A 25,805-nucleotide genomic window follows, 5' to 3' on the forward strand; every position below is an offset into this window, starting at 1 on the left:
GTACGACCAGTCGCCGCAGGAGACCCCCGCCTATACCAGCAATCCGAACTATGACGGCATGCCGCCGGGCCAGAATGGCGAGGCCTTCTCGCCCAAGCTGCTCGCCAAATACCAGGCGGCGCCGGACGTGGAACTGTTTGCGCAATGGGCCATGGCTTTCCGTTCCCCGACGGCCACCGAACTCTATCTCGATTACGGCGCGCCCGGCACCTATCTGAGGATCGGCAATCCGAATCTGAAGCCGGAAACCAGCAATGGTTTCGAAATCGGCGCCAATCTCGGCGACGAGGATTTCGGCGGCAGGATCACCGGCTTCTACAACCGCTATCGTGATTTCATCGACACGGAAGCCGTCGCGGGTTTCGATCCGACCTATCCCTTCGGCATCACCCGCAGCATCAACCGCGATCGGGTGCGAATCTACGGCGTCGAGCTTTCCGCGCACAAGCGTTTCGACAACGGGTTTCATCTCAACGGCTCACTGACCTACGCCAATGGCGAGGATTTGACGACGGGTGTGGAACTCGGTTCGGTGGCGCCTTTGAAGGGCGTGATCGGCGCTGGATATGCAACCGACACCTGGGGCGCCGATGTCACCTTCATCGCGGCCAAGTCGGTCTCGCAGAACAGCGACGCGACGCTCAAGGCGCCCGGATACGGGATCGTCGATCTCACGGGCTGGTGGAAGCCGGAACAGGTCGAGGGCCTTGCCGTGCGGGCAGGGGTCTACAACCTGTTCGACAAGGAATATTATGACGCCGTCAATGTTCGCGACGCCGTGCTTTCCAGCGCCGGACAATCCTATTTCTCCGAGCCGGGGCGCACCTTCAAGCTGTCGCTGACGCAACGGTTCTAGGCTCTGTCTTCGATTTTTCGCCCGCGGCGCTTGCGCAATCTCGCGTCACGGGCTAACAATTCCGCGATGACACAGGCACGCAACATTGCAATCTGGTGGTGGGCTCGCTAAAGCGGCCTTGACCAGTCATGCGTGATTGAGACGATAAGCCGCCCGGACGTTTCGAGGCGGCTTTTTTGTATTCGGGCCGCCGGAATGACGGGCCTGAATGGAGCGATAGATGGCGACGACAATTCTTGCAGACGGCGGGGAAACCTACACCACCAAGGGCGGCATTTCCGTCACCCGCCGGCGGCGCGAGGCTCCGTATGGCGAAGCGATCTCCAGCTATGTCGACAGGCTCGACGAGCGTCGGGGCGCGGTCTTTTCCTCCAACTACGAATATCCGGGCCGCTACACGCGCTGGGACACGGCGATCATCGATCCGCCGCTCGCCATCTCCTCCTTCGGACGGGCGCTGTGGGTCGAGGCTTACAACGAGCGCGGCGAAGCGCTTCTGTCGATGATCGCGGATCATCTGGCCGGCATCGCCGATATCACGCTCGGCGCATTGACAGGCCGTCGTCTCGACCTGACGATCAACATGCCGGACCGGGTGTTCACCGAGGAAGAGCGCTCGAAGATCCCGACGGTGTTCACGGTACTGCGCGCCGTCACCAGCCTGTTCTATTCGCAGGAAGATTCCAGCCTCGGCCTCTATGGCGCCTTCGGTTACGACCTGGCCTTCCAGTTCGACGCGATCGAGCTGAAATTGAAGCGCCCCGACGACCAGCGCGACATGGTGCTGTTCCTGCCCGACGAAATCCTCGTCGTCGATCACTATGCCGCCAAGGCGTGGATCGACCGCTATGATTTCGCCAAAGACGGGCAGACCACGGACGGCAAGGCGGGCGATATTGCTCCGGAACCCTTCCGCACAGTCGACAGCATCCCGCCGCATGGCGATCACCGTCCCGGCGAATATGCCGAGCTTGTCACCAAGGCCAAGGAAAGTTTTCGGCGCGGTGACCTGTTCGAAGTGGTGCCCGGCCAGAAATTTTTCGAGCGCTGCGAAAGCAAGCCGTCGGAAATCTCCAACCGCTTGAAGGCGATCAATCCGTCGCCCTATTCCTTCTTCATCAATCTCGGAAACCAGGAATATCTGGTCGGCGCGTCGCCGGAAATGTTCGTGCGCGTCTCCGGCCGCCGGATCGAGACCTGCCCGATTTCCGGCACGATCAAGCGCGGCGAGGATCCGATCGCCGATAGCGAGCAGATCCTCAAGCTGCTGAACTCCAAGAAGGACGAGTCTGAGCTGACCATGTGCTCGGACGTCGACAGAAACGACAAGTCCAGAGTTTGCGTGCCCGGATCGGTCAAGGTCATCGGCCGCCGCCAGATCGAGATGTATTCGCGCCTGATCCACACGGTGGATCATATCGAAGGCCGGTTGCGAGACGACATGGACGCGTTCGACGGTTTCCTGAGCCACGCCTGGGCCGTTACGGTCACCGGTGCGCCGAAGCTCTGGGCGATGCGGTTTATTGAAAGTCATGAAAAAAGCGCCCGGCTCTGGTATGGTGGCGCCATCGGCATGGTCGGTTTCAACGGCGACATGAACACTGGCCTGACGCTCCGCACCATTCGCATCAAGGACGGCATTGCCGAGGTGCGCGCTGGTGCCACATTGCTCAACGACAGCAATCCGGAAGAAGAAGAAGCCGAAACCGAACTGAAGGCATCCGCCATGATCGCAGCGATCCGCGACGCAAAATCCGCCAATAGCGGCGGCAACGGCCGTGACGTCGCTTCCGTCGGTAACGGCGTCAAGATTCTCCTGGTGGATCACGAGGATTCGTTCGTCCACACGCTGGCCAATTATTTCCGCCAGACGGGCGCGACGGTCACCACCGTGCGTTCGCCGGTCGCCGACGAAATTTTCGATCGGGTGAAGCCGGATCTCGTCGTGCTCTCGCCCGGTCCGGGCACGCCGAAGGATTTTGACTGCAAGGCCACGATCAAGAAGGCGCGGGCCCGCGATCTGCCGATCTTCGGTGTCTGCCTTGGCCTGCAGGCGTTGGCCGAAGCCTATGGGGGCGACCTGCGTCAACTCGCCGTTCCCATGCACGGCAAGCCGTCGCGTATCCGCGTACTCGAACCGGGTATCGTTTTTTCCGGTCTTGGCAAGGAAGTGACGGTCGGCCGCTATCACTCGATCTTTGCCGATCCCTCGACCCTGCCGCGCGATTTCATGATCACGGCCGAAAGCGACGACGGCACGATCATGGGCATAGAGCATACCAAGGAGCCGATCGCGGCCGTCCAGTTCCATCCGGAATCGATCATGACGCTCGGCGGCGATGCCGGCATGCGGATGATCGAGAACGTGGTGGCGCATCTGGCCAAAAAGGCGAAGATCAAGGCTGCCTGACAGAGCAGGGCCGCAAGGTTGAAAACCGTCGCGCCCGCAAGGACGCGGCGGTTCTTTTATTGAAACGGAGCCGGAAATGGCAACTGACAGTCACAAAAACAAGGCGCAACGCCTGGCGTTCTGGGGCATTCCGCTTGCCATTCTGGTGCTCGGCCTGAAACTGCTCGCCTGGTGGGTGACGGGGTCGGTGGCGCTTCTGTCCGACGGCCTGGAATCGATCGTCAATGTCGTGGCCGCCATCGTCGCTTTCCTCGTCATCGGTTACGCGGCCAAGCCCGCCGATGCGGGCCATCCCTTCGGCCATTACAAGGCGGAATATTTCTCGGCCGTCATCGAGGGCGTGCTGATCGTCGTGGCGGCGCTGCTGATTGTCTGGGAGGCGGTTCCGGCCATCCTTTCGCCGCGCCTGCTAGAAGCCCCGATGCTGGGCCTCGCGATCAATTTTCTCGCCGGCATCGTCAATGCAGTCTGGGCCTATGTGCTGATCCGCGCCGGCCGCGCCCTGCGGTCGCCTGCGCTGACAGCGGACGGTCACCATATTCTCTCCGACGTCGTCACCTCGATTGGCGTTCTGATCGGTCTCGTGCTGGCAATTGCCACCGGATATGCCCTGCTTGATCCCCTGCTTGCCGTGTTCGTTGCCTGCAACATCCTCTACCAAGGCTGGAAGGTGATTGCCCGTTCGATCGCCGGCCTGATGGACAAGGCGGTTGCCGCCGACGAAGAAGCGTCGATCAAGGCGGCGATCGCCGCCAATGCCACCGGTTCGCTCGGCGTCCACGACCTGAAGACCCGGGAGGCGGGTTCGGCGATCTTCGTCGATTTTCACATGGTCGTTCCCGCCGCCATGCCGGTCGGTGAAGCGCATGCTATTTGCGATCGCCTTGAAGACGCCATACGGGCGGTCAATCCCGGCGCCAAGATTGCCATTCACGTGGAGCCAGAGGGCGAAAAGGCCCATGGCATCCGCGTCAAAGTCACGGAAGGATTGAAATCATGACCCAGACGGATGTTTCCGGGCTCTCCCAACTCGGCCAGAACGTCGCTGCTCCAACGAGTCCCGAAGAAGCCGTCCTCGAACGCGTGCCGACCGGCCATGCCGGCACGGATTTCGTCGTCCGCTTTACAGCACCCGAGTTCACCTCGCTCTGCCCGATGACCGGCCAGCCGGACTTCGCCCATATCGTCATTGATTATATTCCCGATGGCTGGCTGGTCGAATCGAAGTCGCTCAAGCTCTACCTGCATTCGTTCCGCAATCACGGTGCGTTCCACGAGGACTGCACGATCGATATCGCCAAGCGCATCGTCGAACTGCTTGCGCCGAAATGGCTGCGGATTGGCGCCTACTGGTATCCGCGCGGTGGCATCCCGATCGACGTCTTCTGGCAGACCGGCAAGCCGCCTGAAAATGTCTGGCTGCCGGATCAGGGTGTCCAGCCCTATCGCGGTCGCGGCTGAAACGAAAAAGGCGGGCCTTTGACAGCCCACCTTTTCATTGGAATGGGGTGATGATCAGTTCCAGATCAGCGCCAAACCGGCGAATGCGGTCACTCCCCCGAGAATGCGCGAAATGATGCGTCCGGCTGATAGACGGCTGATGCCGAGGCCAAGGCCGATACCGGCCAGATGCAGAAGCGCCGTCGCGATGACGAAGCCAATGCTGAAGGGCAGGGCGCCGGCAGCCCCCAGTTCGCCACCATGGGCATAGCCATGAAACAGGGCAAAGACGCCGACGACGGCGGCGCAAGCAATCGTTTCCATTCGTACAGCCATGGCGACCAGGAGGCCAAGTGCTACGACCGAAGCAAGGATCGCAGGTTCGACGAAGGGCAGTTGGACGCCTGTCATCGCCAGCGCAAAGCCTATAGCCATTGTGCCGACGAAAGCGGATGGCACCGCCCAGAGTGCCCGTCTACCGATCTGTGCGGCCCAGAGACCAACGGCGACCATGACGAGGACATGATCGAGGCCCGACAACGGATGGCTGGCGCCGGCAAGCAGCGACCCGTGTTCGGCCGGATTGAGATGGGCAAAGGCTGGAGCGGTCGATGCGGCAAAGGCGACCGCGGCAAGAAGGAAGCGATTTTTCATTATGGACCCCACTGAAGGACGGGAGCGTGGGAGGCGACCCGCCGGATGCGAATTCGTGACATCGGCATCTTATTGCCGAACGAGCCGCTGTCCATACGGCAATTGCCTTAGCCGCCGTCTTTACCATAGCGGAAAACGCTTGCGGAATGCCCTTTCATCGGCAACCGCTTTTGTTGCATTGTTTTCGCAGTCGAGTCGCCTTATCTGACAACGGCAGGACAATTGATTTTATTTCGCGGGAGACTTCGCATGAACGAAGAAGACGACGACAAGACAAAGGAACTGCCGCTCGGCAAGGAAACGGAGGCGAACCTTTTCAAGTCGCGTTCGATCTTCATCTATGGCCCGATCACGCAAGAACTGGCGCAGAAGGTCAACACGCAACTCGTGGCGCTGTCCGCAGCCAGCGACGAAGACATCCGCGTCTACGTGAACTCGCCCGGCGGTCACGTCGAATCCGGCGATTCCATCCATGACATGATCAAGTTCATCAAGCCGAAGGTCTGGATGATCGGTACCGGTTGGGTCGCCTCCGCCGGCGCGCTGATCTATGTGTCGGTCCCGAAGGAACGGCGCATCTGCCTGCCGAACACCCGCTTCCTGCTTCATCAACCGTCGGGCGGCACGCGCGGCATGGCATCGGATATCGAGATCCAGGCCCGCGAGATCATCAAGATGAACGAGCGTCTGAACCGGATTTATTCCGAGGCAACCGGCCAGCCTTACGAAAAGATCGCCAAGGACACGGATCGTGATTATTGGCTGTCTGCCGACGAAGCCAAGACCTACGGCCTTGTCTCCCGGATCGTGACGTCGCAGGCCGAGATCTAAGCCATCGCTTGTGATTGAGTATCAAAACCCTGCCGGTTTGCCGGTGGGGTTTTGTTTGGGTATCGCTTAAGGTTTTGGCGTTTGCATCACTGGCGACGAGCCAACTGAAGAACTCAAATTGGTTTCTGCTCGCAACGGAACCATATCCATCACCGGTTTCCCGAAACGGGTAATCGTGATCGCCTCCCCAGCTTCTGCGCGGCGGATCAGCTCCGAAAACTGTCTTTGTCGATGCTAATTTGGATGTCGCTCATATATTTGCTTTAGTCGCGTGTGGCATATCTGCAATCGCAGAAGCTCAATTAATTCGTTTTTGCGGGCTATCCCTTGCCCTGAAATGCGTCTCCGGTTATACACCGCTTCATGTCGAACACAGGCGCCATCATCGTCGATCAGGTTTCCCGCGGGCAAGTTGCCTTTGCGGAACGTTCGCGCGCCTCGCTTCTTCTTCTCGGCCTTACACGCGGTTGCCGGGTTCTTTGAAGGAGCGCCCGGTGGCCCAAAGCCCACCGGCCCCAGCTCCTTGCCTTCCCTAAAATTCAGAACTGAAAAGAACCCGAGAGCCGCCATTTTCCATCGCCATGCGACCGTCGATCGGTTATTGCAGGCGGGAAGTGCGCCTTACAGATGAAGAGAAGCCGCAATGATCATGAAATCCCACACCGTCAAGCAGGGCATGCCCGAGGCCGCGGCCAAGTATCAGCCCTATCCGCAGATCAGCATTCCGGACCGTACCTGGCCCGGCAACACCATCACCAAAGCGCCGATCTGGTGCTCCGTCGATCTGCGCGACGGCAACCAGTCGCTGGTCGATCCAATGGGCCACGACCGCAAGGCGCGGATGTTCCAGCTGCTGCTGGACATGGGCTTCAAGGAAATCGAGATCGGTTTCCCTTCGGCCTCGCAGACCGACTTTGATTTCGCCCGCTGGTGCGTCGAGCAAGGCAATGTGCCCGCCGACGTTTCCCTGCAGGTTCTGGTCCAGTGCCGCCCCGAGCTGATCACACGCACGTTCGAAGCCTTGCAGGGTGCCAACAAGCCGATCGTGCATTTCTACAATTCCACCAGCGAATTGCAGCGCCGCGTCGTGTTCGCCAAGGATGTGCGGGGGATCAAGCAGATCGCCACCGATGCAGCCAAGATGGTCGCCGACATGGCGGCCAAGGCCGGCGGTGATTTCCGCTTCGAATACTCGCCGGAGAGCTTTACCGGTACTGAGCTGGAAGTGGCGCTGGAAATCTGCAATGCGGTTGCCGAAATCATTCAGCCGACGGCGGACAACAAGCTGATCCTCAACCTGCCGTCGACCGTCGAAATGGCGACGCCGAACATTTATGCCGACCAGATCGAGTGGATGTGCCGCAACCTCGACAACCGCGAGAACCTGATCATTTCGCTGCATCCGCACAATGATCGCGGCACCGGCATTGCTGCGACCGAGCTGGGCCTGATGGCCGGCGCCGACCGCGTCGAAGGCACGCTGTTCGGCAATGGCGAGCGCACCGGCAATGTCGACGTCGTGACGCTGGCGCTGAACATGTTCACGCAGGGCATCGATCCGCAACTGGATTGCTCCGACATCGAGCGGATCAAGGACGTCTACGAATATTCCAACCAGATGGTCATTCCCGAGCGCCATCCGTATGTCGGTGAACTGGTCTATACGGCCTTCTCCGGCTCGCACCAGGATGCGATCAACAAGGGCATGAAGGCGATCAAGGTCGCCAACAAGCCACTCTGGGAGGTGCCATACCTGCCGATCGATCCGCAGGATGTGGGACGGTCCTATGAGGCGATCATCCGCATCAACTCGCAGTCCGGCAAGGGTGGCATCGCCTATATCCTGTCAGAGGATTATGGCATCAACCTGCCGCGCAACCTGCAGGTCGAGTTCCGCGAGGACATCCAGCGTATCACCGACGAATTTGGCAAGGAACTGCCGTCGAAGGCGATCCACGCCCGCTTCATCGAGCGTTACGTTGATCAGCCCGGCGCGCGCATCCGTTTCGTTGACCACCACACCTATCCGGTCGGCGAACACAAGGGCGTGCGCGTCGTTGCCGCCGAGATTACCGACAACGGTGAAACAAAGCGGATAGAAGGCAAGGGCACAGGCCCGATCGACGGCTTCATCAATGCGCTGTCGATCTATCTCGGCATCGACATTTCGGTTGCGGACTATTCCGAACATTCGCTCCAGCATGGTTCCAACGCGGCGGCGATCGCCTATGTCGAGGTGGAACATCCAGGCGGCAAGCTGTTTGGCGTCGGCATCAACACCAACATTGTCGCGGCTTCGCTTGAAGCGATCGTTTCGGCCGCGAACAGGGTTCTGGACTTGAGATAACAGCTCAGATCCCGGTTGAAAATCGAGGCCATCGACGTGGTGGCCTCGAGAAAGCTGCCGGTTCTGATCGAATGTCACTCATTTCGCGTGTATTTTCTCCGAAAAAATTCGCGTTATTGCCATGGCGGCATGCCCGATCCCGGTTCACGCCGGGATGTCTTGAACATTCCCCATCATTCGAAGCGTCGCTGGTGCCCCGTTCGCGCCGGTCTGCAAGAGGATTCAAGATAAAAAGTGCATCGGGTTTTGGCACTGGAATGCGCCTCAGCATCGGCTTTGGCTTTCGTGTTCTACTTATGCTTCTTCTGACCCAGCAGTCGGTATCGCGGGTCAACGAAATCAACGACGACCTCGGTAAGATCAATGACGTCATCAGCGTCAAGCAGCGGTTCGCCATCAATTTTCGCGGCAAGGCGCCGGCGCCATGATACGCAAGGTCGCCTCGGCCTTCGGCAGCCGCTGCCCAGCTCCCGGTGACTGGCAGGAATTCTGATCACCGCCAGTGCACACAAATGACCGCATCCTTTCGGCGTGCGGTCATTTCTTCTGAAAACAGAAAATTTCAGATCGTCGCGGATACCGCTTCGGCGAGTTGCTGCAGGCTGGCATCCGCGGACGGGCCGACGACCACATAGGACACGCCGGATTTCTGCCAGGAAATCATCGCGATGTCGTCGCGCATGTTCTCCGTCATCTTGCTGTCGGCGGTGCCCGGCTTGCTCTTCAGAAAACAGATGGCGAAAATGTCGCCGTCCTCGTTCTGGTACATCAGCTGTGCCACCGGCTTGCCGGCCGCCACGAGAAGGCGGGCGCCTTCGAAGGTGAGGCCCTTTTCGGTCAGGTTCGGGAGGGCGAAGTTCACGCCGACGCTTGCCGACAGCCAGCTTTCGATCCTGTCGTCGGTGGCCGGTACCTCGACCAGATGTTCGGCTGTCTGGCGGGAATAGATGCGGTGATAATCGGCGATGTCGTCCAGCCAGGTGCGAGCGGACGCCACGTTTGTCGGCGCCATGCCGTCATTGCCGGTCTTGCCGATGATGAAACCGGTCGAGCCGCCAATGAGCAAAAGCGCGATCGAGGCGGCAAGCGCGCGCGGCCACAGGCGAACCTTCACCCGGCGCGGCGCGGATGTCATCACGCGCTCCGCCTTCGGGTTGGCGCCCGGGCCCTGCTTGATCTGGCGCACCAGCGACAGCGGCACCGGATCGTGCAGGAATTCCTCGAACGCCTTGTTGCCGAAGACGTTGCCGGCTTTCAACATTTCGAGCACCAGCCGGGCTTCGTCATCGCGCGCCACCAGCTGTTCGAGTTCCTTGCGTTCCGCTTCGTTGACTTCGCCGTCGATATAGGCCGACAGACGAACTTCGAGCGCGAGCCCTTTCGTGTTTTGCAACGCTCAGGCCCTCCTTTCCGTCGTCTCAGTAATCATTGCGGCCAGACGCATGCGCGCGGTCGAAAGCCTGCTCATCACCGTGCCGATCGGGATCTTCAGGATATCGGCGGCTTCCCGGTAGCTGTGGCCCTCGACATTGACGAGAACGAAGACGCTCGCCAGACCTTCCGGCATGGACAGGATCATCTTGTGCAACTGGTTGGCGTAAACGGCTTTTTCACCCGATGGTTCGATGGACAGTTCATCGTTTTCGGAGGCATCGACGGTTCCGCCGCCAGTGCGCACCTTGCGCTTTCTGATTTCATCGATCCACAGGTTGCGTGTCATTGCGTATATCCAGCTTTCGAGCCGTCCTTCACCGTTCCAGAGGTGATAGCGGGTGATGGCCCGTTCGCAGACCTCCTGCACCAGGTCATCGGCATCGGCAGCATTGCGCGTCAGTGTCATGGCGAAACGGCGCAACTTGGGCAGCACACTGACCAAGTCCCGTCTGAATTCGTTCGATTCTGCCGCTGGACGCATTGCTCTTCCAAAGAAACGTTCCGGATCGGGGCTTTATTCACCCCTGTCGAAATACACGCTGTTGATATGAAACATTTGACCCATGGTCTGCAAGTCAGCAGCGAGCCGGAAGAGCATATTTTGCCACATCGGGAGATTTCCCGATATTAAATAAGCGGCCGGGCGGGCCAGAAAGAGCAGCCCGGCCTGATGGCGAGGTCAATAATGACGGACGCCGCCGAGCGACTGCAGCAGTGCCTGATAGGCCCAGGTATTTTCACCGCCGCGATCACGGATTTCGAGCAGCTGGACCTTGGCGTCTTCTGTTCTGCCCTGCTCGACCAGCGCCTGGCCCATGTAGGAGCGGGCGAGGATGTAGTTTTCATCCGCCTGCAGCGCGCGCCTGTAATAGCTCATGCCCAGTTCCATGCGGCCGGCCTTGCGGTTGGAATAGCCGCGATAGTTGAGGATGCGGGCGCTGTTCTGGTCACGGACGGCGTCCAGCACCTTGAGCGAGTTTTCATACTGGCCGGCATAGGCAAGTTCCCGCGCCGCCTTGAACAGGGTGTCGTCGTCGAGCCCGCTCTTCTTCGGATCGACACATTCCTTCTTGTCCTTATCCCATACCTTTCCGTCCTTGCATTCGGTTGAGGTCTTGGTTTCTTCCGGCGGTTTGGTCGTGTCCTCACCCATCGCCCACGCTGTCTGGCCCAGGGCAAAGGTGGTGGCGGCTGAGAAAAATGCGATCAATGCAAACTTGCGGTTCATCATGGTCCACTCCTGGCTGAAAACTGCGTCCGGAAAACCGATTGCGCACGACATCTCCGATGTCGGCCGCCCCGTCTTCCACTCGGTCCTGTATGACGGACGACGAGCCCCGATTATTTCGCAAGCATACCGCCTTTTATGGCTTTGGCGAGTGACGCTCCGCTCATTTAGAACCGCGTCGTCTCCGCCAGCGTCACGGAGCGGCCGTCCACGGTGAGTTCGAACCGCTCGCGGATGAGGTTCCATTGTCCGGGGCTGCCGGAGATGGAAAACAGGTTGAAGGCGGCTGGCGGTTTCTTGCCGCCGCGCCCTTGCGAGGCCGAAGCAATGCCGACGACGGGCACCGGGTTCACCTGGCCTTTCAGCGAATAGACCGTGTTGAGATGCGTGTGTCCGTGCAGCACGAGTTCGGCCCCACCGGCCGAAATCGTCGCGGCAAAGCGCCGGATGCCGAGCATGCGCTTGTGCATCGAGGTCGCGCCGTGGATCGGCGGATGATGGATCATCACGACGCGGAACAGGCCGGCCTCGCCTGCGGCCCGCAGCAGGTTGACGGTCTCGCGCGCCTGACGGCTGCCGAAATAACCGCTGGCGGCAAAGGGCGGTGTCGCGACCGCCGTCGAGCAGCCGATCAAGGCGACCGGCCCGCGGATGCGCAGATAGGGATAGCAATGAAAATCCTCGTCCCATTCCGCCGGACCGCGCTCGCCGCGCATGAAGGGATACCAGGCCTTGGTGGTCTTCTCATAGGCGCCCGGCACGTAGGCGTCGTGATTGCCCGGCACGACCGAAATGGTTTCCGGCTCGCCGGCTGCCTTCAGCCATTCCGTCACCACCTCGATCTCGCGCGAGGATGCGAGATTGACCAGATCGCCTGTGATTGCCAAATGGTCCGGGTTAGCTCGGTCGATTTCATCCATCAGCAGATTGAGCGTATCGCCGACCAGATGGTTGCGGCGGTTGCGGTGCCAGTTGACGAAACCGGTGATCCGCTTCGACAGGAGTTCTCGGATCGAAAGTTCGGGCAGGGGGCCGAGATGAATATCGGAAATATGCGCGAGTTTGAACATCCTCCGTACCTAGCGCATATTCCGGAAAAGGGGAATCACTCACGGTGTATTATCCTCGGATGACGCCAAGCGAAGGAAAATCAACGGTATGACCGAAACGCCGCCGGAAATGCGGAGCTGGCGAGCAAGGCTCGTCACCCGGTTGATCCACGGATATTTTGCCTTTGCACGGGGCATGACCATGGGCGTGCGGGCGGCCTGTTTCGACGAGCAAGGCCGGATCTTCCTTGTCCGGCATTCCTACGTGCCCGGCTGGCACATGCCGGGCGGCGGGCTGGAACGGAGCGAGACGGCGTTTGCCGCGCTCGTCAAGGAATTGCGCGAGGAGGGTAACCTGGAACTGACCGAGAGGCCGGACCTGTTTCATGTCTACTTCAACCGGCTGACCAGCAAGCGCGACCATGTCCTGTTCTACCGCTGCCGAAACGTGCGGCAGATAACACCGAAAAAGCCGGATTTCGAAATCGTCGAAACCGGCTTTTTCGCTGTTGATGCACTGCCGCCGGAGACAACGCCGGCGACGCACCGCCGTCTGGCGGAGCTTGCCGGCCAAACCCCGCCGGCCGACGTCTGGTAGCGGTCAGGCGGAGAGTTTTTCGCGTCCATGCGGTGCGTCGAGGGCCAGCACCGGGCCGACGGGCACGACGCCGGTCGGATTGATCATTGTGTGGCTACGGTAATAGTGCTCCTTGATATGGCGCAGGTTCACCGTCTCGGCGACGCCATCGACCTGATAGAGGTCCTGCAGATAGGCCTGCAGGTTCTTGTAATCGGCGATGCGGCGAATGTTGCACTTGAAGTGGCCGACATAGACCGGATCGAACCGCACCAGCGTCGTGAACAGGCGCCAGTCGGCCTCGGTGATCGTGTTGCTGGTGAGATAACGCCGGGTCGACAAGCGCTCTTCCAGTTCGTCCAGTGCTTCGAACAGGATCGCAACATTTTCGGCATAGGCGTCCTGGGTCGTCGCAAAACCCGACTTGTAGACGCCATTGTTGACCGCGCCGTAGATCCGCTCGTTCAGCGCGTCGATCTCGCCGCGCAGGGCTTCGGGATAAAAATCCTCGTTCGATCCGGTGATCCCGTTAAAGGCGGAGTTGAACATGCGGATGATTTCAGAGGATTCGTTGGAGACCATCCTGTTCTGCTGCTTGTCCCACAGGACGGGCACGGTGACGCGGCCCGAATAATGCGAATCAGCCTTCACATAGACCTCCCAAAGGGCCTTCGAGCCGAACAGGTGATCGACCGTGCCGCCGATCTCGTTCTTGAATTCCCAGCCCTTCGACAGCATCAGCGGATCGACGATCGAGACGGTGATGAGGTCTTCCAGCTTCTTCAGCTTGCGAAAGATCAGGGTGCGGTGCGCCCAGGGGCAGGCGAGCGATACATAGAGGTGGTAGCGGCCGGCTTCCGCCTTGAAACCGCCTTCGCCGGAGGGGCCTGCCGAACCGTCGGCGGTGATCCAGTTGCGGAACTGCGATGCCGCCCGCTTGAAATGGCCCTTCGTTTCCTTGGTGTCGTACCAGACGTCCTGCCAGACGCCATCTACCAGCATGCCCATCGTGTTTGATCTCCTGCGGCATCGCCGCCATCTGTGGGTGTATTCCTTGCCTCTAGATAGCGCTTAAATCCGGCCGATATAGCCCGCGAACGCTGAACAGTGCGTTTTGGGCTTTGACGCCGGGATTTTTTCTGCTATCGGGCCTGACGCAATTTTTCATGCCGACGGATTCTATCGATGTTTTTCCCGGGAAGCCTACGACGACGCTGATGCTGAAAACGCCTTTGAGGGCGTAGCTATCGCCATTTTTCGTCTCGTATGCCCGGTTTCCCGATGTTCATGAAAAAGCACGACCTCGTCTATCTCACCGAAGACGCTTCCCACGACGCAGCCATCGAAATCATCAATGAAGAAGCGTTCGGTCCCGGCCGTTTCGCCCGTGCGGCCGCACGCATCCGCGAACAGGGGCCGCACGACCTGTCGCTGTCCTTCGTCTGCGCCGACGACGGCGAGACGATCGCCTCGGTGCGGATGACGCCGGTTATGGCCGGAACCATCAAGGGACACCTGCTCGGGCCACTCGCCGTTCGCCCCTCGCACAAGAACCGTGGCATCGGCCGCGAACTGGTGCGCATCGCCGTCGAAGCGGCCCGGCGCAATGGTTCGCAAGGCGTCATCCTGGTCGGCGACCCGCCCTATTACCAGCCCCTCGGCTTCGAAAAGGTCGCCTATGGCGCCCTGATTTTCCCGGGACCGGTCGATCCCAACCGGGTTCTGGTCGTGCCGATGACCGAAGGCGTGCATGCCGGGCTGAAGGGCGAGATTTGCTGGCGCGGGTGATCGGTTTTTCGACGACGAGCGGCGGATAAGCCGGTCGATCTCCCGCTCCGCTACGGCAAACTGCTGTGGTCTCCCCCATTTCCAAGGCGCGCCACCGCACGGTGGCCGCCTGAACAGTCAAATCCGGAGCAGTCGCTATCGCCCTTCGCGATGCCATGTCGCCGACAGCACGAACAATAGCGCCGCTAGCCCCAGGAAGCCTGCAAACAGCGACAGCGAATTGATGCCCTTCAGCACAGTCTCGTCGGTCATGCGCAGCGACATGCGCTGGTCGTCGGCGACGCGGACGGTGCCGCGTACCGGGAGGATCGCGGGGAGATCGACCGGGCCGTCGGCGCTGGCGAGGCGACGGACCAGGCCCTTGGTTTTTTCCGCCCAGGGCTTAAGCGTTTCCGTCGTCGAGATCGTTGCCTTGAATTCGGGTGCATCGACGCTGCCGACATGGACCAGCGTGTTGAGATCGCCATTGGTGACTTCGAACAGGCCCGTCTCGGTCGTCTTGACGCTGGCCTTGTAGAGGCCGGGCTCGCCTTCGGTCAGAGCCACCTGTTCGCTCCTGCCGGACGGATAGGTCAGCATTGCGGCGCCGGGATCGCCGGCAATGGTCTGGCGGGCGATTTCCAGCGTGCGGCCGCTGGCATGGGCGGTCAGTGCTTCTTCTTCCAGAGCCGGTTCCTGCATCAGCCAGTGGGCTGTGCGCCGATAGAGCGAGACGCTCGGCCCGCCGCCTTCGAAACCGCGCGCCCAGAGCCAGCCCTGATCGGACAGAAGCATGGCGACACGGCCCTTGCCGACGCGGTTGAGCACCAGCAGCGGCTTGCCGTCGGCGGCCTGCATCACCGTCTGGCCGAGCGGCCTGTCGACATCGACGGTGCGGAACCAGCGGCCCCAATTCGGCGGCTCGCTGTCGGCGCCTTCGAGACCACGGGTGACCGGATGCTTCTTGCCCTCGTCCGACAGGCGCGGATAGAAGGCCTTCTCGTTCATGAAGCCTGTCGGGCTTGCCGGCAGCACGGCCGAAAGCGGCGTCGTGGCGATCGAATCGTCGCCTGCATGTTCCGGTCCGGCGGCGATCAGCAGCGCGCCGCCGTTTTCGACATATTGCGCGATATTGTCGTAGTAGAGGATCGGCAGCACGCCGCGATGCTGGTAGCGATCGAAGATGATCAGGTCGAATTCCTTGATCTTGTCAACGAACAGTTCGCGGGTCGGGAAGGCGATCAGCGACAGTTCGTTGATCGGCGTTCCATCCTGCTTTTCCGGCGGCCGCAGAATGGTAAAATGAACGAGGTCGACGGCGGCGTCGGATTTCAGAAGGTTTCGCCAGGCCCGCTCGCCGGCATGTGGCTCGCCGGAGACCAGCAGCACGCGCAGGTTTTCGCGGATGCCGTCGATGACATGGACCGCGCGGTTGTTCGCATCCGTCACCTCGCCGTTCACAGGGGCGACGGCGAATTCGAGGATATTGTTGCCGCCGCGCGGCACAGTGAAGGCAAACGGCACATCGGTACCGGGCTCGGCCATTTCCGTGGCGATCTCGTTGCCATTGAGGCTGATGGTGACCTCGGCCGTGCCGCCGGGTGCCGCGCCATCGTCGACGATGCGGAAAGAGACTTTCTGTTCCTCGCCGACGATGCCGAAGCGCGGACCGCTGACGACCTCGATGCGGCGATCGAACTCGTCCGGCCTGCCGGTGATCAGCCCGTGGATCGGGGCGTCGAAGCCGAGCGGCTGGTTGACGTCGGGAACATCGTGGATCTGGCCGTCGGTGATGAAGATCGCGCCGCCGACGCGGGCGGGCGGAACATCGGCAAGCGCCGTCTGCAGCGCCGTGAACAGTTTGGTGGAGGGGGTTTCCGTATCCTCGTCGTCGGCGGCCTCGACAATGCGCGCCTCGATCTGCGGGAACTTGGCAAGCCGCTCCTTCAGCGTGGCAAGCGCCGCATCCGTCATGTCGCGACGGCCCGCATTGTCCTGGCTCTGGCTGCGATCGACAACGACGCCGACGATGGTCGAGAGCGGTTCGCGCTCCTCCTGGAAGAAGACCGGATTGGCGATGGCAAGGCATAAAGCCGCCAGCGCCGCCGTGCGAAAGGCTGCCCCCCTGATGCCGCGCCAGAAGCCGAGCGCCGACAACAGGATCGCGACGAGCGCAAGCACCGCGAGATAGGGCCAGGGAACGAGCGGCGAGAAATCGAGTGTCATGCCCACATCCTCACTGGCCAAGCCGTTCGAGCAGGGCGGGGATGTGCACCTGATCCGCCTTGTAGTTGCCCGTCAGCATGTACATCATGATGTTGACACCGGCCCGGAAGGCGTATTCGCGCTGCTGTTCGTCCGGCGGCACTGTCGGCAGCAGCGGCACCCCGTTGGAATCGATTGCCCAGGCGCCGGCAAAATCATTGCCGGTGATCATGATCGGCGAGACGCCATCGCCGGAGCGGGCAGGGCGCCCGGTCGGCTGCGAACCATTGTCCGGTTGCGCCTCGATCCAGAGCGGGCTGCCGCTGTAGCGACCCGGAAAGCTGGAGAGCAGGTAAAACGATTTCGTCAGCACGTTGTCGGTCGGAACCGGCTCCAGCGGCGGAATGTCGAGATCGGCGAGGATCGCCTGCAACCGTTCCGCATTCGGGCTGGAGCCGGAACTGGTGCCGAGCGAGGAAAACTGGTCGCGCGTATCGAACAGCACGGTGCCGCCGGCGCGCATATAGGCGTCGATCCGGCTGATTGCCTGCGCGCTTGGCATCGGCGCATTGGCGGAGACGGGCCAGTAGATCAGCGAATAGAACGAGAGTTCGTCCGCCGCGATATCGAGGCCCACGGGCGGGCCGGGCTCGAGCGTCGTGCGATAGGTCAGGAATTCGGTGAGGCCGGCGAGCCCACGCTCCGACAGGCGGTCCACATCCGTTTCACCGGTTACGACATAGGCCAGATGCGTCTTGTCCAGCCGCTCGAAAATCGCGTCGTCGCCCGGCTTGCTGTCATCGGCAAAGGCACGATCCGGCACCAGCATCATGGAGCCTGCGGCCAGTACCAGCAGGATCGCGGCGGCCGCCGGCATGCGCAGGCGGGCAAAGGCGCCGCCCATGAACAGGACCACGGCCGAGTCGACCAGCAGAAGCACGAGGGCAAGCGCAAACAGCGACGGCTTCAGCGACCAGGCCTCAGTGCCGATCAGCGGCTCGGTCGTATAGGCCGTCGAAAGACCAGTCGTGTCGATCGGCTTCAGTTCGGCGTCGCGTGGCAGGAGGTTCAGCGCGGTGAATCCTTCCTCCGAGCCATAGAGGCCAGGCGGGTTTTCGGGCGAGGAGGCAGGCGTCGTCCCCGCCTTGATGTCCAGCGGCCGGGCCTTGCCGGTCTCGCTGATCAGCACACCATCGGCATTGAGAAGACGGAAGGGCGGCAATGTCTGGCCCTTGGCGGTGCCCTCACCTGCGACGCCACCACTGCGCGACAGCTGTACGCTCCGGCGCAGCATCTCGACAAAATCACCGGAGATCGGCAGGTTTGACCAGGTCGCCTCGGCGCTGACATGGAACAGGATGATGCGACCGGCGCCTTGTGTCTTTGTCGTCACCAGCGGCGTTCCGTCGGCAAGGCTTGCCCAGGTGCGCGACGAGAGGTCGGCGGTCGGTTCGGCCAGCACCTGCCGCTTGACGAGGATGCCTTCGGGCCGCGGCATGCCGGCAAACGGGCTGAGCGCCGGATAATCGGCCAGCGGTTGTGGCTCCGACCAGGACAGGGCGCCGCCGAGCGCGCGTTCGCCCTGACGCAACGTCACCGGAACCAGTGGATCGTCGGCAGGCGCCGCTGCCAGTCTCGGGCCGGCGAAGCGCACCAGCGTGCCGCCGTTCTCGATCCATTTGGTGATCGGGGCGTATGTCTTTTCCGGCAGACGGCCGATATCGGCCATGATCAGCATGGACGGTTTTTGCGCCAGAAGTTCGGGGATCGATACGGCAAGATCGGCTTCGTTCGGCTGGATGAGATCGGCATAGGGCGCGAGCGCCCGGTTGATATAGTAGAGCGGCGAAAGCAAGGGCTGCGACTGGTCGCGCGCCTCGCCGCTCAAAAGCGCCACGCGGCGGCGGCGAAAACCGTCGTCAAGCAGGAAGGTGCCACCGGCAGTCGCCAGGCCATCGATGGAGATACGGGCAAAGTCATTGCGCAGTTCGAAGGGAGCGGCGAGGGTTCCCTTTGCCGTGCCTTCGCCAGCCGCAAAGGCGAGCGAACCATTGGCGATCGCCCGCCCGCGCGTGTCGTAGGCGGTAATTGGAAATGCGCGTGCACTTGCCGTCTCCAGACGGCTGGCGCTGACCACCATGGATTCGGCATCGTTGGCGGAGTTGGTGATGGCAACGGCGTGGTCGATGCCGCCCTCGATCAGCCGGAAATTTGCGGGCGTCAGCGCCGCAAGCTCAGCCATGATCTTCGTGTCGCCAGCCTCGATGCCATCCGACAGGAAAACCAGCGTGCCCGGTGTCGTGCCATTAAGAGCGGTGCGCAATGCGGTCACTGCAGTTTCGCGGTCAGGGCGCAGCGGTTGCGGCGATGCGGCGGCGACACGGTTGCGGGCTGCCGTTGCCGAGCCCGGCACGGCATTATGCTCGCTGTCTGCGGTAAAGACGATCGCGACCGGCAGGTCCTTCGATTCCGCGTCGCCGATCAGCGCGTCCGCCGTTTCCACGCGACGCTCCCAGTCGGTCGCGGTCGCCCAGCCGTTGTCGATGACCAAAGCCAGCGGTCCGTCCGCCGACAATGTATTCGAGCGCGGGTTGAACACCGGATCGGCGATGGCCAGAATGACGGCGGCGGCCATCAGCATGCGCAGCAGCGTCAGCCACCACGGGCTTTTAGACGGTGTTTCCTCGCGTTTCAGGACGCTGGCCAGGATGCGCAGCGGCGGAAAGACTTCCGTCACCGGCTTGGGCGGCGTCATGCGCAACAACCACCAGATCGCCGGCAGGGCAACGAGCGCCGCCAGCATCAGTGGATTGGCAAAGATGAAGGGCAGGAAGCTCACAACTGGCCTCCATGTGTCGCGCGTCCGGGCATGCCGGAAAGATACATATGCACGGCAACCAGCGCTTCCGACGCCAGGTGGTCGGTGCGGTGTGGCGTGAACGTCCAGCCGAGATGGCGCAGGTTTTCGCCCAGACTGTCCCGACGCGCGACATAGGCACGGCGATAGTCGTCGCGGACAATTTCGGCCCGGCCGGCGGTGAGCTTTTCGCCGGTTTCCGGGTCGGTGAACTCGGTGCGGCCGGCATAGGGGAAGCTCTCTTCGGCCGGATCGGCGATTTCAACCACGTGGCCGCGCAGTCCACGACGGGCGAGCGGGCCGAGTTGCGCCATGATTGTCTCGGCCGGATCGAGGAAGTCGCCGATCAGGACAAAGTCGCTCGCGCCACGGATCATGCCCGTCTGTGGCAGGCCGCCGGAGAGCGGCGTGTGCATCAGCGCGGTCGCCAGCCGCTCCGCAGCATTGCGGGCGGAGACCGGCTCCATCACCCCGGGGCAGCCGATCCGTTCACCGGAGCGGGCGAGGATTTCGGCAAGCGCCAGCATCAGCACCAGCGCCCGGCTTTCCTTCGAGACGCTGCCGAATTTCGATTTGTACATCATGGATGGGGAAAGGTCGGCCCAGAGCCAGATTGTGTGGGCGGCTTCCCACTCACGGTCGCGCACATAGGTATGATCGTCGCGGGCGGAGCGGCGCCAGTCGATGCGCGACAGGCTTTCGCCATCGCTATAGGGCCGGAACTGCCAGAAATTTTCGCCGATGCCGCGTTTGCGCCGGCCATGCCAGCCGGAAATCACCGTGTTGGCGATGCGTTTCGCCTCTACCATGCAATCCGGGATCAATCTGGCGCGGCTCTGCGCTCGGGAAAGAACTTCTCCGGACGGCGTCGGGTCGACGATTTGCCCTATGGCAGCCATTCATTATCCCTTGGCTTGATTAAGCCTTCGCCTGTTTGACCAGCCCGGTGATGACGTCACGCACCGTCATGCCTTCCGCCCGGGCTGAAAATGTCAGCGCCATGCGGTGCTGCAGAACGGGTTCGGCAAGAGCCATGATGTCATCGATGGATGGTGCCAGCCTGCCGTCATAGAGCGCGCGGGCACGGGCGCAGAGCATCAGCGACTGGCCGGCGCGCGGACCGGGACCCCAGGCAACGTGTCTGTCGGTGGCGTCATTGCCGTTGCCGGGACGGGCCGAGCGCACCAGCGAGAGGATGGCATCGACCACCTTTTCGCTGACCGGCATCTGCCGGATGAGGTGCTGGATATCCTGAAGCTGGCGGGCGTCGATGACGCCGTGGACCTCGTTTTCGCGGGTGCCGGTGGTTTCGAGCAGGATCTGCCGTTCGGCGGCAAGCTCGGGATAACCGACATCAACCTGCATCAGGAAGCGGTCGAGTTGGGCTTCGGGCAGGGGATAGGTGCCTTCCTGCTCCAGCGGGTTCTGCGTCGCAAGCACATGGAAGGGCTGCGGCAGGTCATTGCGCTGGCCGGCGACGGTGACGTGATATTCCTGCATGGCCTGCAGAAGCGCGGACTGCGTGCGCGGGCTGGCGCGGTTGATCTCGTCGGCCATCAGCAGTTGCGTGAAAATCGGTCCGGGCACGAAGCGGAAAGACCGGCGGCCGTTCTCGTCCTGGTCCATCACTTCGGAGCCCAGAATATCCGAAGGCATCAGGTCGGGGGTGAACTGGATACGGCTCGAATTCAGGCCAAGCACCGTGCCGAGCGTCGAGACCAGCTTGGTCTTGGCAAGACCGGGCACGCCGACCAGAAGCGCGTGACCGCCGGACAGGACCGCAAGCATCGTCTGTTCGACCACACTTTCCTGGCCGAAGATCACCTTGCCGACTTCCTTGCGGATCAGCGCGATCTCGCCAAGCGCCTTTTCCGCCGCGGCAATAATGGCCTTGTCGTCGGTTGCGTCGTCGGTCGATTTCATCACACCCATCGTTTGTCTCCAGTGGCCGGCCCCGCTGCCGAATCGCAAAAAGCGCTCTTTCCGTCGCTGATTTTCAATCTATGCTCCGATCAAAGGCTGACAAGACATGACCGGCGCACTATCTCGTGAGATAGGCCTCGAGAAATCGCAAGAATAGGGGCAATCGGGACGGAACAATGGCGGACGAGCAAATACATCAGACCGGCGATGCCGCGGGACTGGCAGCCTTGATCAGCCGGGCTGCGGGACAGACGAACGGCCAAACCAAGGGTTTGCCTCCGGTCGACAAATGGAATCCGCCCTTTTGCGGCGATATCGACATGGAAATCCGCGCCGACGGCACATGGTTCTACATGGGCACGCCGATCGGCCGGCAGCCGCTCGTGCGCCTGTTTTCCACGGTTTTGCGCAAGGACGAGGACGGCAGGACCTATCTTGTAACTCCTGTGGAAAAAGTCGGTATCCGCATCGTCGATGCGCCCTTCGTCGCAGTGGAAATGAACCTGACCGAAAATGACGGCGAGCCGGTGATCACGTTCCGAACCAATGTCGGCGATGTCGTGGAGGCCGGGCCGGAACATGGGCTGCGTTTCGTCATCGAAGGCGAGAACAGGGAATTGAAGCCTTATCTCCATGTGCGCGGCCGGCTGGAGGCGCTCGTCTCGCGCGCCGTGATGTACGATCTCGTCGAGCTTGGCGAGACGCGGACGATCGACAGCGTCGAGATGTTCGCGATCCGCTCCGGCGGCGTTCTGTTTCCCGTCATGCTGGCGCGAGAACTGGAAGCGCTTTCGGCATGACCGAGGCATTGTTTTCAGCGGAAGATTTTCGGCGTCGCGCGCTTGATCATTCCGGCAGCCCGGTGGATGACGCCTGGCGCGAGCATGGCGATTTCCTGCTCAATCCGGACACGATCCCCTATCTCGAAACGCTGAAGCTGAAGGATGCGGCCGTCCTCGTGCCGGTCATCGACGATGGCGACGAGGCCCGCGTGATCTTCACCCAGCGCACCAAGACGCTCCGCAAACATTCCGGACAGGTCGCTTTTCCCGGCGGCGCCATCGATCCGGAAGACGATACGCCCGAACGGGCGGCGCTGCGCGAAACCGAGGAGGAAATCGGCCTCGACCGGCGGTTCGTCGAAACGGTCGGACGGTTGCCGCATTACATGGCCATGTCCGGCTTTCGGATCACGCCAATCCTCGCGGTCGTTCAACCCGGATATGACCTTCAACTCAATCCGGCAGAGGTGGCGGCGGTGTTCGACGTGCCGCTGTCCTTCCTCATGAACCCGAACAATCACGGTCGGGGCCAAGTGACCTGGAAGGGGGCCGAGCGACATTTTTACAGCATGCCCTATGGTGATCAGCATATTTGGGGCATTACGGCGGGAATTGTCCGCATGCTGTATGAAAGGCTTTATGTATGACCTCCGTTGCCTCCGAGGCCTGGTTTTCCGCGCCGGCGCTGACCCGCGTCTTTGACCTGCTCAATGCCGATGGCGGCGAAGTGAGGGTGGTGGGCGGCGCCGTGCGAAACAGCCTGATGGGGCTTGCCGTCGCCGATATCGACATGGCGACGACGCTCCTGCCGGACGAGGTCGTGGCCCGCGCCAAGACGGCAAGCATCAAGTCGGTTCCAACCGGGATCGCGCATGGCACGGTCACACTCGTTATCGATGGCGTTCCCTATGAAGTGACGACGTTGCGGCGTGACGTGGAAACCAACGGCCGCCATGCCGAGGTCGCCTTTGCCACGGACTGGCGGGTGGATGCCGAGCGCCGGGACCTGACGATCAACGCGCTCTATGCCGATGCCAAGGGGGAGGTCATCGATCTCGTCGGCGGGCTGCCTGATATCGAAAAGCGCAACATCCGCTTCATCGGCAACGCGACTGAGCGGGTTGCCGAAGATTACCTGCGCATCCTGCGGTTCTTCCGGTTCTTTGCCCATTACGGGTCCGGTCGCCCGGACGCCGACGGGCTCAGGGCCTGCGCGCAGGCGCGCTCCAGACTGTCGGGCTTGTCGGCCGAACGCGTCTGGTCGGAGCTGAAGAAAATCCTCGCTGCCCGGGATCCGGGGCGGGCGCTTCTGTGGATGCGGACTGCCGGTGTCCTCACTGAAATCCTGCCAGAAAGCGAGAAATGGGGGATCGACGCCATCCCCGCCCTGATCGCGGCCGAGCAGGCCTTCAACTGGGAGCCCAACCCCTTGCTGCGGCTTGCCTCCATCATCCCGCCGGATGCCGAGCGCCTGGACGTCATGGCAAAGCGCCTGAGGCTGTCAAGGAACGAGGCCGCTGTTTTCGCCGAATGGGCCAAGGCGCCGCGCCTGCCGGCCACGATTGCCGACACGGCGTTCGATCGGCTTCTCTATCGTCACGGGACGGGTGGTTACGATACGAGCTTGCGTCTCGCTCTCGCCTCCGCCCGGCAGAAATCCGAGGGTGATCCGGCACAACTGCCTGAAACGGCCCGGCTGCAACGCCTGCTGACGCGGACAGAAAAATGGCAAAGGCCGATCTTCCCGTTGACGGGGGCCGATGTCTTGCAGAATGGCATCCCCGCCGGGCCGCGCGTCGGAGAAATATTGGGTGCGCTGGAAGACGAGTGGGTGGAGGGGAACTTCAATGCAGACCGGGCAACGCTCGTTGCCCGGCTTCAATCGATGGTCTGAGGTCAGGCCGCCTTCGTTTCGTCAACGATGCGTTCCTTGATATGATCGACCATGTTTTCGCGGATCAGTGTTTCGCCATGGGTTTGGCGCAGATGATCGACGGCGCGGCGAACGACTTCCGCGTCGCTGTCGGCGCGTGTGTGCCAGTCGCAACCCGGCACGAGGGACCCGCATTCAAACAGTCGCATGAGACTCCTCCTTGCATGTGACATTCCGCCCGTCTGCCGTTCGGCTGGCGGAATGGTCCAACTATAACCGAAATCGGGCTCGAATGGTTCCCCAATATCGGTTGCTGCCCGGTGCTTGTCTCGACATCGCCTTGAACCTTCCTTTTGAGGGTCACATTGTCGCCCGATCCATCCTGAAGTTTGGCCGCGGGGTTCGCCCTATTCGAAAAGGCGGTGAAAACCACCTTCAGATTGACCTAAGGAAGGAATGCATATGACCATTCGCCACATGCCCGTCGCGGCCCTGACCGCTGCAGCGCTCAGCCTGATCGTCATCAACTCGCCCGCATTTGCGCAAAGTGCTGCCGAGCCGCAAACCACCCAGCCGATGCAAGGAACCCCACCCGCCGCCATCAGCGACCAGAAGATCGAAGCCTTCGCGGTCGCCTATCTGCAGGTGGACAAGGTCAGGCGGGACTATGCCGCCAAGATCGGCGCCGAGAAGGACGCCACGAACAAGCAGAAGCTTCAGAACGAGGCCAACCAGCAGATGATCAATGCGGTCGAAAAGTCGCCGGATATGTCGCTGGACGAATACAAGACCATCATCACCGCGGCGCAGACCAATCCAGACGTCGCCAAGAAGGTGCAGGACAAGCTGAAGGTTTCGGCGCCCGCCCAGTAATCGCCATTTCGTCGGGGGCGGGGTGCGAGAATCTTCGTTCCCGCTCGCGGTCTGACGGCAAGAATCCGCTATAGGAAAATACGGCTTTGGTGCTATGCCTTCGTCTTCTCAAGACGTCCATAAAGGCATGCCTACCCTATGAGTTCTCCTCTTAGTCAAGAATTGATCGCTTCCATCCGCAACATCGCGGATTACCCGAAGCCCGGCATCATGTTTCGCGACATCACCACGCTGCTTGGCAATCCACGTGCTTTTCGCAGCGCGATCGATGCATTGATCCAGCCGTTTGCCGGTACCAAGATCGACAAGGTTGCAGGCGTTGAAGCGCGCGGGTTCATCATGGGCGGTGCGATGGCCCACCAGATGTCGGCCGGGTTCGTGCCGATCCGCAAGAAGGGCAAGCTGCCGCACGACACCGTACGCATCGCCTACAGCCTGGAATATGGCGTCGACGAAATGGAAATGCACCGCGACGCCATCAAGCCCGGCGAAAAGGTCGTTCTGGTCGATGACCTGATTGCCACCGGCGGTACAGCCGAGGGCGCGACCAAGCTGTTGCAGCAGATGGGCGCCGATATCGTTGCCGCCTGCTTTATCATTGATCTCCCGGAACTGGGCGGACGCAAGAAGCTCGAAGCGCTCGGCGTCGAGGTTCGTACACTGATCGAATTCGACGGTCACTGAACCAAAGAGGGCGCC

General features: G+C 61.5%; 25 protein-coding genes and 1 pseudogene. 14 read left to right on the forward strand and 12 right to left on the reverse strand.

Features of this window, described 5'->3' with window-relative positions; genetic code table 11:
- The 4 genes from VL202_RS16170 to queF form a co-directional block, all read left to right on the forward strand.
- On the forward strand, window positions 1-856 hold an 856-nt coding region (locus tag VL202_RS16170), incomplete at its 5' end, for a TonB-dependent receptor domain-containing protein (RefSeq protein ID WP_325465113.1).
- 220 nt (window positions 857-1,076) lie between these two features.
- Window positions 1,077-3,266, forward strand: a complete 2,190-nt coding sequence (locus VL202_RS16175) for an anthranilate synthase (protein WP_325465114.1) — start codon at window positions 1,077-1,079, stop codon at window positions 3,264-3,266.
- A gap of 76 nt (window positions 3,267-3,342) precedes the next feature.
- On the forward strand, window positions 3,343-4,266 hold the full coding sequence (locus VL202_RS16180) for a cation diffusion facilitator family transporter (RefSeq protein WP_325465115.1): 924 nt from the start codon (window positions 3,343-3,345) through the stop codon (window positions 4,264-4,266).
- Window positions 4,263-4,727 carry a preQ(1) synthase gene (gene queF, locus VL202_RS16185; RefSeq protein ID WP_325465116.1) on the forward strand — a complete coding sequence of 155 codons (465 nt, stop codon included), beginning with the start codon at window positions 4,263-4,265 and terminating at the stop codon, window positions 4,725-4,727. The genes VL202_RS16180 and queF overlap by 4 nt, the downstream gene beginning before the upstream one ends.
- 54 nt (window positions 4,728-4,781) lie before the next feature.
- Here queF and VL202_RS16190 read toward each other — a convergent pair whose 3' ends face one another.
- Entirely contained in the window at window positions 4,782-5,360 is a 579-nt protein-coding gene (locus VL202_RS16190) for a HupE/UreJ family protein (RefSeq protein ID WP_325465117.1), read from the reverse strand.
- Window positions 5,361-5,609: 249 nt separating this feature from the next.
- Here VL202_RS16190 and VL202_RS16195 point away from each other — a divergent pair, with 249 nt between their 5' ends.
- Window positions 5,610-6,191 carry an ATP-dependent Clp protease proteolytic subunit gene (locus tag VL202_RS16195; RefSeq protein ID WP_325465118.1) on the forward strand — a complete coding sequence of 194 codons (582 nt, stop codon included), beginning with the start codon at window positions 5,610-5,612 and terminating at the stop codon, window positions 6,189-6,191.
- A gap of 66 nt (window positions 6,192-6,257) precedes the next feature.
- Here VL202_RS16195 and VL202_RS16200 read toward each other — a convergent pair.
- Window positions 6,258-6,407, reverse strand: a pseudogene (locus tag VL202_RS16200) (type II toxin-antitoxin system Phd/YefM family antitoxin); the annotation flags it as partial.
- A 427-nt stretch (window positions 6,408-6,834) separates the two neighbouring features.
- On the opposite strand from VL202_RS16200, the gene leuA reads away from it, so the two are divergent.
- Together leuA and VL202_RS16210 are read left to right on the forward strand one after the other, a co-directional pair.
- The gene (gene leuA / locus VL202_RS16205; protein WP_325465119.1) at window positions 6,835-8,538 is read left to right on the forward strand and encodes a 2-isopropylmalate synthase; all 1,704 of its coding nucleotides are present in this window, start codon (window positions 6,835-6,837) and stop codon (window positions 8,536-8,538) included.
- A gap of 71 nt (window positions 8,539-8,609) precedes the next feature.
- Entirely contained in the window at window positions 8,610-8,966 is a 357-nt protein-coding gene (locus tag VL202_RS16210) for a hypothetical protein (RefSeq protein ID WP_325465120.1), read from the forward strand.
- A gap of 134 nt (window positions 8,967-9,100) precedes the next feature.
- Here the strand turns inward: VL202_RS16210 and VL202_RS16215 are convergent, their stop codons facing one another.
- From VL202_RS16215 to VL202_RS16230, 4 genes are all read right to left on the reverse strand, one after another.
- Complete coding sequence (locus VL202_RS16215) at window positions 9,101-9,931, reverse strand: anti-sigma factor (protein WP_325465121.1); 831 nt, start codon at window positions 9,929-9,931, stop codon at window positions 9,101-9,103.
- Between the two features lie 3 nt (window positions 9,932-9,934).
- Entirely contained in the window at window positions 9,935-10,453 is a 519-nt protein-coding gene (locus tag VL202_RS16220) for an RNA polymerase sigma factor (RefSeq protein WP_325465122.1), read from the reverse strand.
- Between the two features lie 198 nt (window positions 10,454-10,651).
- Entirely contained in the window at window positions 10,652-11,200 is a 549-nt protein-coding gene (locus VL202_RS16225) for a tetratricopeptide repeat protein (protein WP_325465157.1), read from the reverse strand.
- Between the two features lie 167 nt (window positions 11,201-11,367).
- Window positions 11,368-12,270, reverse strand: a complete 903-nt coding sequence (locus tag VL202_RS16230) for a metallophosphoesterase (RefSeq protein WP_325465123.1) — start codon at window positions 12,268-12,270, stop codon at window positions 11,368-11,370.
- Between the two features lie 88 nt (window positions 12,271-12,358).
- Between VL202_RS16230 and VL202_RS16235 the strand changes: the two genes are divergently transcribed.
- Window positions 12,359-12,847, forward strand: a complete 489-nt coding sequence (locus VL202_RS16235) for an NUDIX domain-containing protein (protein WP_325465124.1) — start codon at window positions 12,359-12,361, stop codon at window positions 12,845-12,847.
- A 3-nt stretch (window positions 12,848-12,850) separates the two neighbouring features.
- Here the strand turns inward: VL202_RS16235 and VL202_RS16240 are convergent, their stop codons facing one another.
- Window positions 12,851-13,834 (reverse strand): glutathione S-transferase family protein, encoded by a 984-nt coding sequence (locus VL202_RS16240; RefSeq protein WP_325465125.1) that lies wholly within the window; start codon window positions 13,832-13,834, stop codon window positions 12,851-12,853.
- A 279-nt stretch (window positions 13,835-14,113) separates the two neighbouring features.
- Here VL202_RS16240 and VL202_RS16245 point away from each other — a divergent pair, with 279 nt between their 5' ends.
- Complete coding sequence (locus tag VL202_RS16245) at window positions 14,114-14,614, forward strand: GNAT family N-acetyltransferase (RefSeq protein WP_414692878.1); 501 nt, start codon at window positions 14,114-14,116, stop codon at window positions 14,612-14,614.
- Between the two features lie 135 nt (window positions 14,615-14,749).
- Here the strand turns inward: VL202_RS16245 and VL202_RS16250 are convergent, their stop codons facing one another.
- From VL202_RS16250 to VL202_RS16265, 4 genes are read right to left on the reverse strand one after another with little or no spacing between them, the layout of a single operon-like run.
- The gene (locus tag VL202_RS16250; RefSeq protein WP_325465127.1) at window positions 14,750-16,819 is read right to left on the reverse strand and encodes a hypothetical protein; all 2,070 of its coding nucleotides are present in this window, start codon (window positions 16,817-16,819) and stop codon (window positions 14,750-14,752) included.
- A 10-nt stretch (window positions 16,820-16,829) separates the two neighbouring features.
- Window positions 16,830-19,637 (reverse strand): DUF4159 domain-containing protein, encoded by a 2,808-nt coding sequence (locus tag VL202_RS16255; RefSeq protein ID WP_325465128.1) that lies wholly within the window; start codon window positions 19,635-19,637, stop codon window positions 16,830-16,832.
- Window positions 19,634-20,554 carry a DUF58 domain-containing protein gene (locus VL202_RS16260; protein ID WP_325465129.1) on the reverse strand — a complete coding sequence of 307 codons (921 nt, stop codon included), beginning with the start codon at window positions 20,552-20,554 and terminating at the stop codon, window positions 19,634-19,636. The genes VL202_RS16255 and VL202_RS16260 overlap by 4 nt, the downstream gene beginning before the upstream one ends.
- 19 nt (window positions 20,555-20,573) lie before the next feature.
- Complete coding sequence (locus VL202_RS16265; RefSeq protein ID WP_325465130.1) at window positions 20,574-21,587, reverse strand: MoxR family ATPase; 1,014 nt, start codon at window positions 21,585-21,587, stop codon at window positions 20,574-20,576.
- Window positions 21,588-21,754: 167 nt separating this feature from the next.
- Between VL202_RS16265 and VL202_RS16270 the strand changes: the two genes are divergently transcribed.
- From VL202_RS16270 to VL202_RS16280, 3 genes are read left to right on the forward strand one after another with little or no spacing between them, the layout of a single operon-like run.
- Window positions 21,755-22,378 carry a DUF1285 domain-containing protein gene (locus tag VL202_RS16270; RefSeq protein ID WP_325465131.1) on the forward strand — a complete coding sequence of 208 codons (624 nt, stop codon included), beginning with the start codon at window positions 21,755-21,757 and terminating at the stop codon, window positions 22,376-22,378.
- Window positions 22,375-23,007 (forward strand): CoA pyrophosphatase, encoded by a 633-nt coding sequence (locus VL202_RS16275; RefSeq protein WP_325465132.1) that lies wholly within the window; start codon window positions 22,375-22,377, stop codon window positions 23,005-23,007. Before VL202_RS16270 ends, VL202_RS16275 begins: the two co-directional genes overlap by 4 nt.
- Window positions 23,004-24,254 (forward strand): CCA tRNA nucleotidyltransferase, encoded by a 1,251-nt coding sequence (locus tag VL202_RS16280; protein WP_325465133.1) that lies wholly within the window; start codon window positions 23,004-23,006, stop codon window positions 24,252-24,254. The genes VL202_RS16275 and VL202_RS16280 overlap by 4 nt, the downstream gene beginning before the upstream one ends.
- A 2-nt stretch (window positions 24,255-24,256) precedes the next feature.
- Here the strand turns inward: VL202_RS16280 and VL202_RS16285 are convergent, their stop codons facing one another.
- Window positions 24,257-24,442, reverse strand: coding sequence for a DUF1059 domain-containing protein (locus tag VL202_RS16285; protein WP_325465134.1), 186 nt, complete (start codon window positions 24,440-24,442; stop codon window positions 24,257-24,259).
- Between the two features lie 253 nt (window positions 24,443-24,695).
- Between VL202_RS16285 and VL202_RS16290 the strand changes: the two genes are divergently transcribed.
- Both VL202_RS16290 and VL202_RS16295 read left to right on the forward strand, forming a co-directional pair.
- Window positions 24,696-25,106, forward strand: coding sequence for a DUF4168 domain-containing protein (locus VL202_RS16290; protein WP_325465135.1), 411 nt, complete (start codon window positions 24,696-24,698; stop codon window positions 25,104-25,106).
- 138 nt (window positions 25,107-25,244) lie between these two features.
- Window positions 25,245-25,790: an adenine phosphoribosyltransferase gene (locus VL202_RS16295; protein WP_325465136.1), complete on the forward strand. Its 546-nt coding sequence runs from the start codon at window positions 25,245-25,247 to the stop codon at window positions 25,788-25,790.
- The last annotated feature ends 15 nt before the right edge of the window (window positions 25,791-25,805 follow it).

Origin of the sequence: Pararhizobium sp. (assembly GCF_035497515.1) — a bacterium.
GTDB lineage: Bacteria > Pseudomonadota > Alphaproteobacteria > Rhizobiales > Rhizobiaceae > Pararhizobium.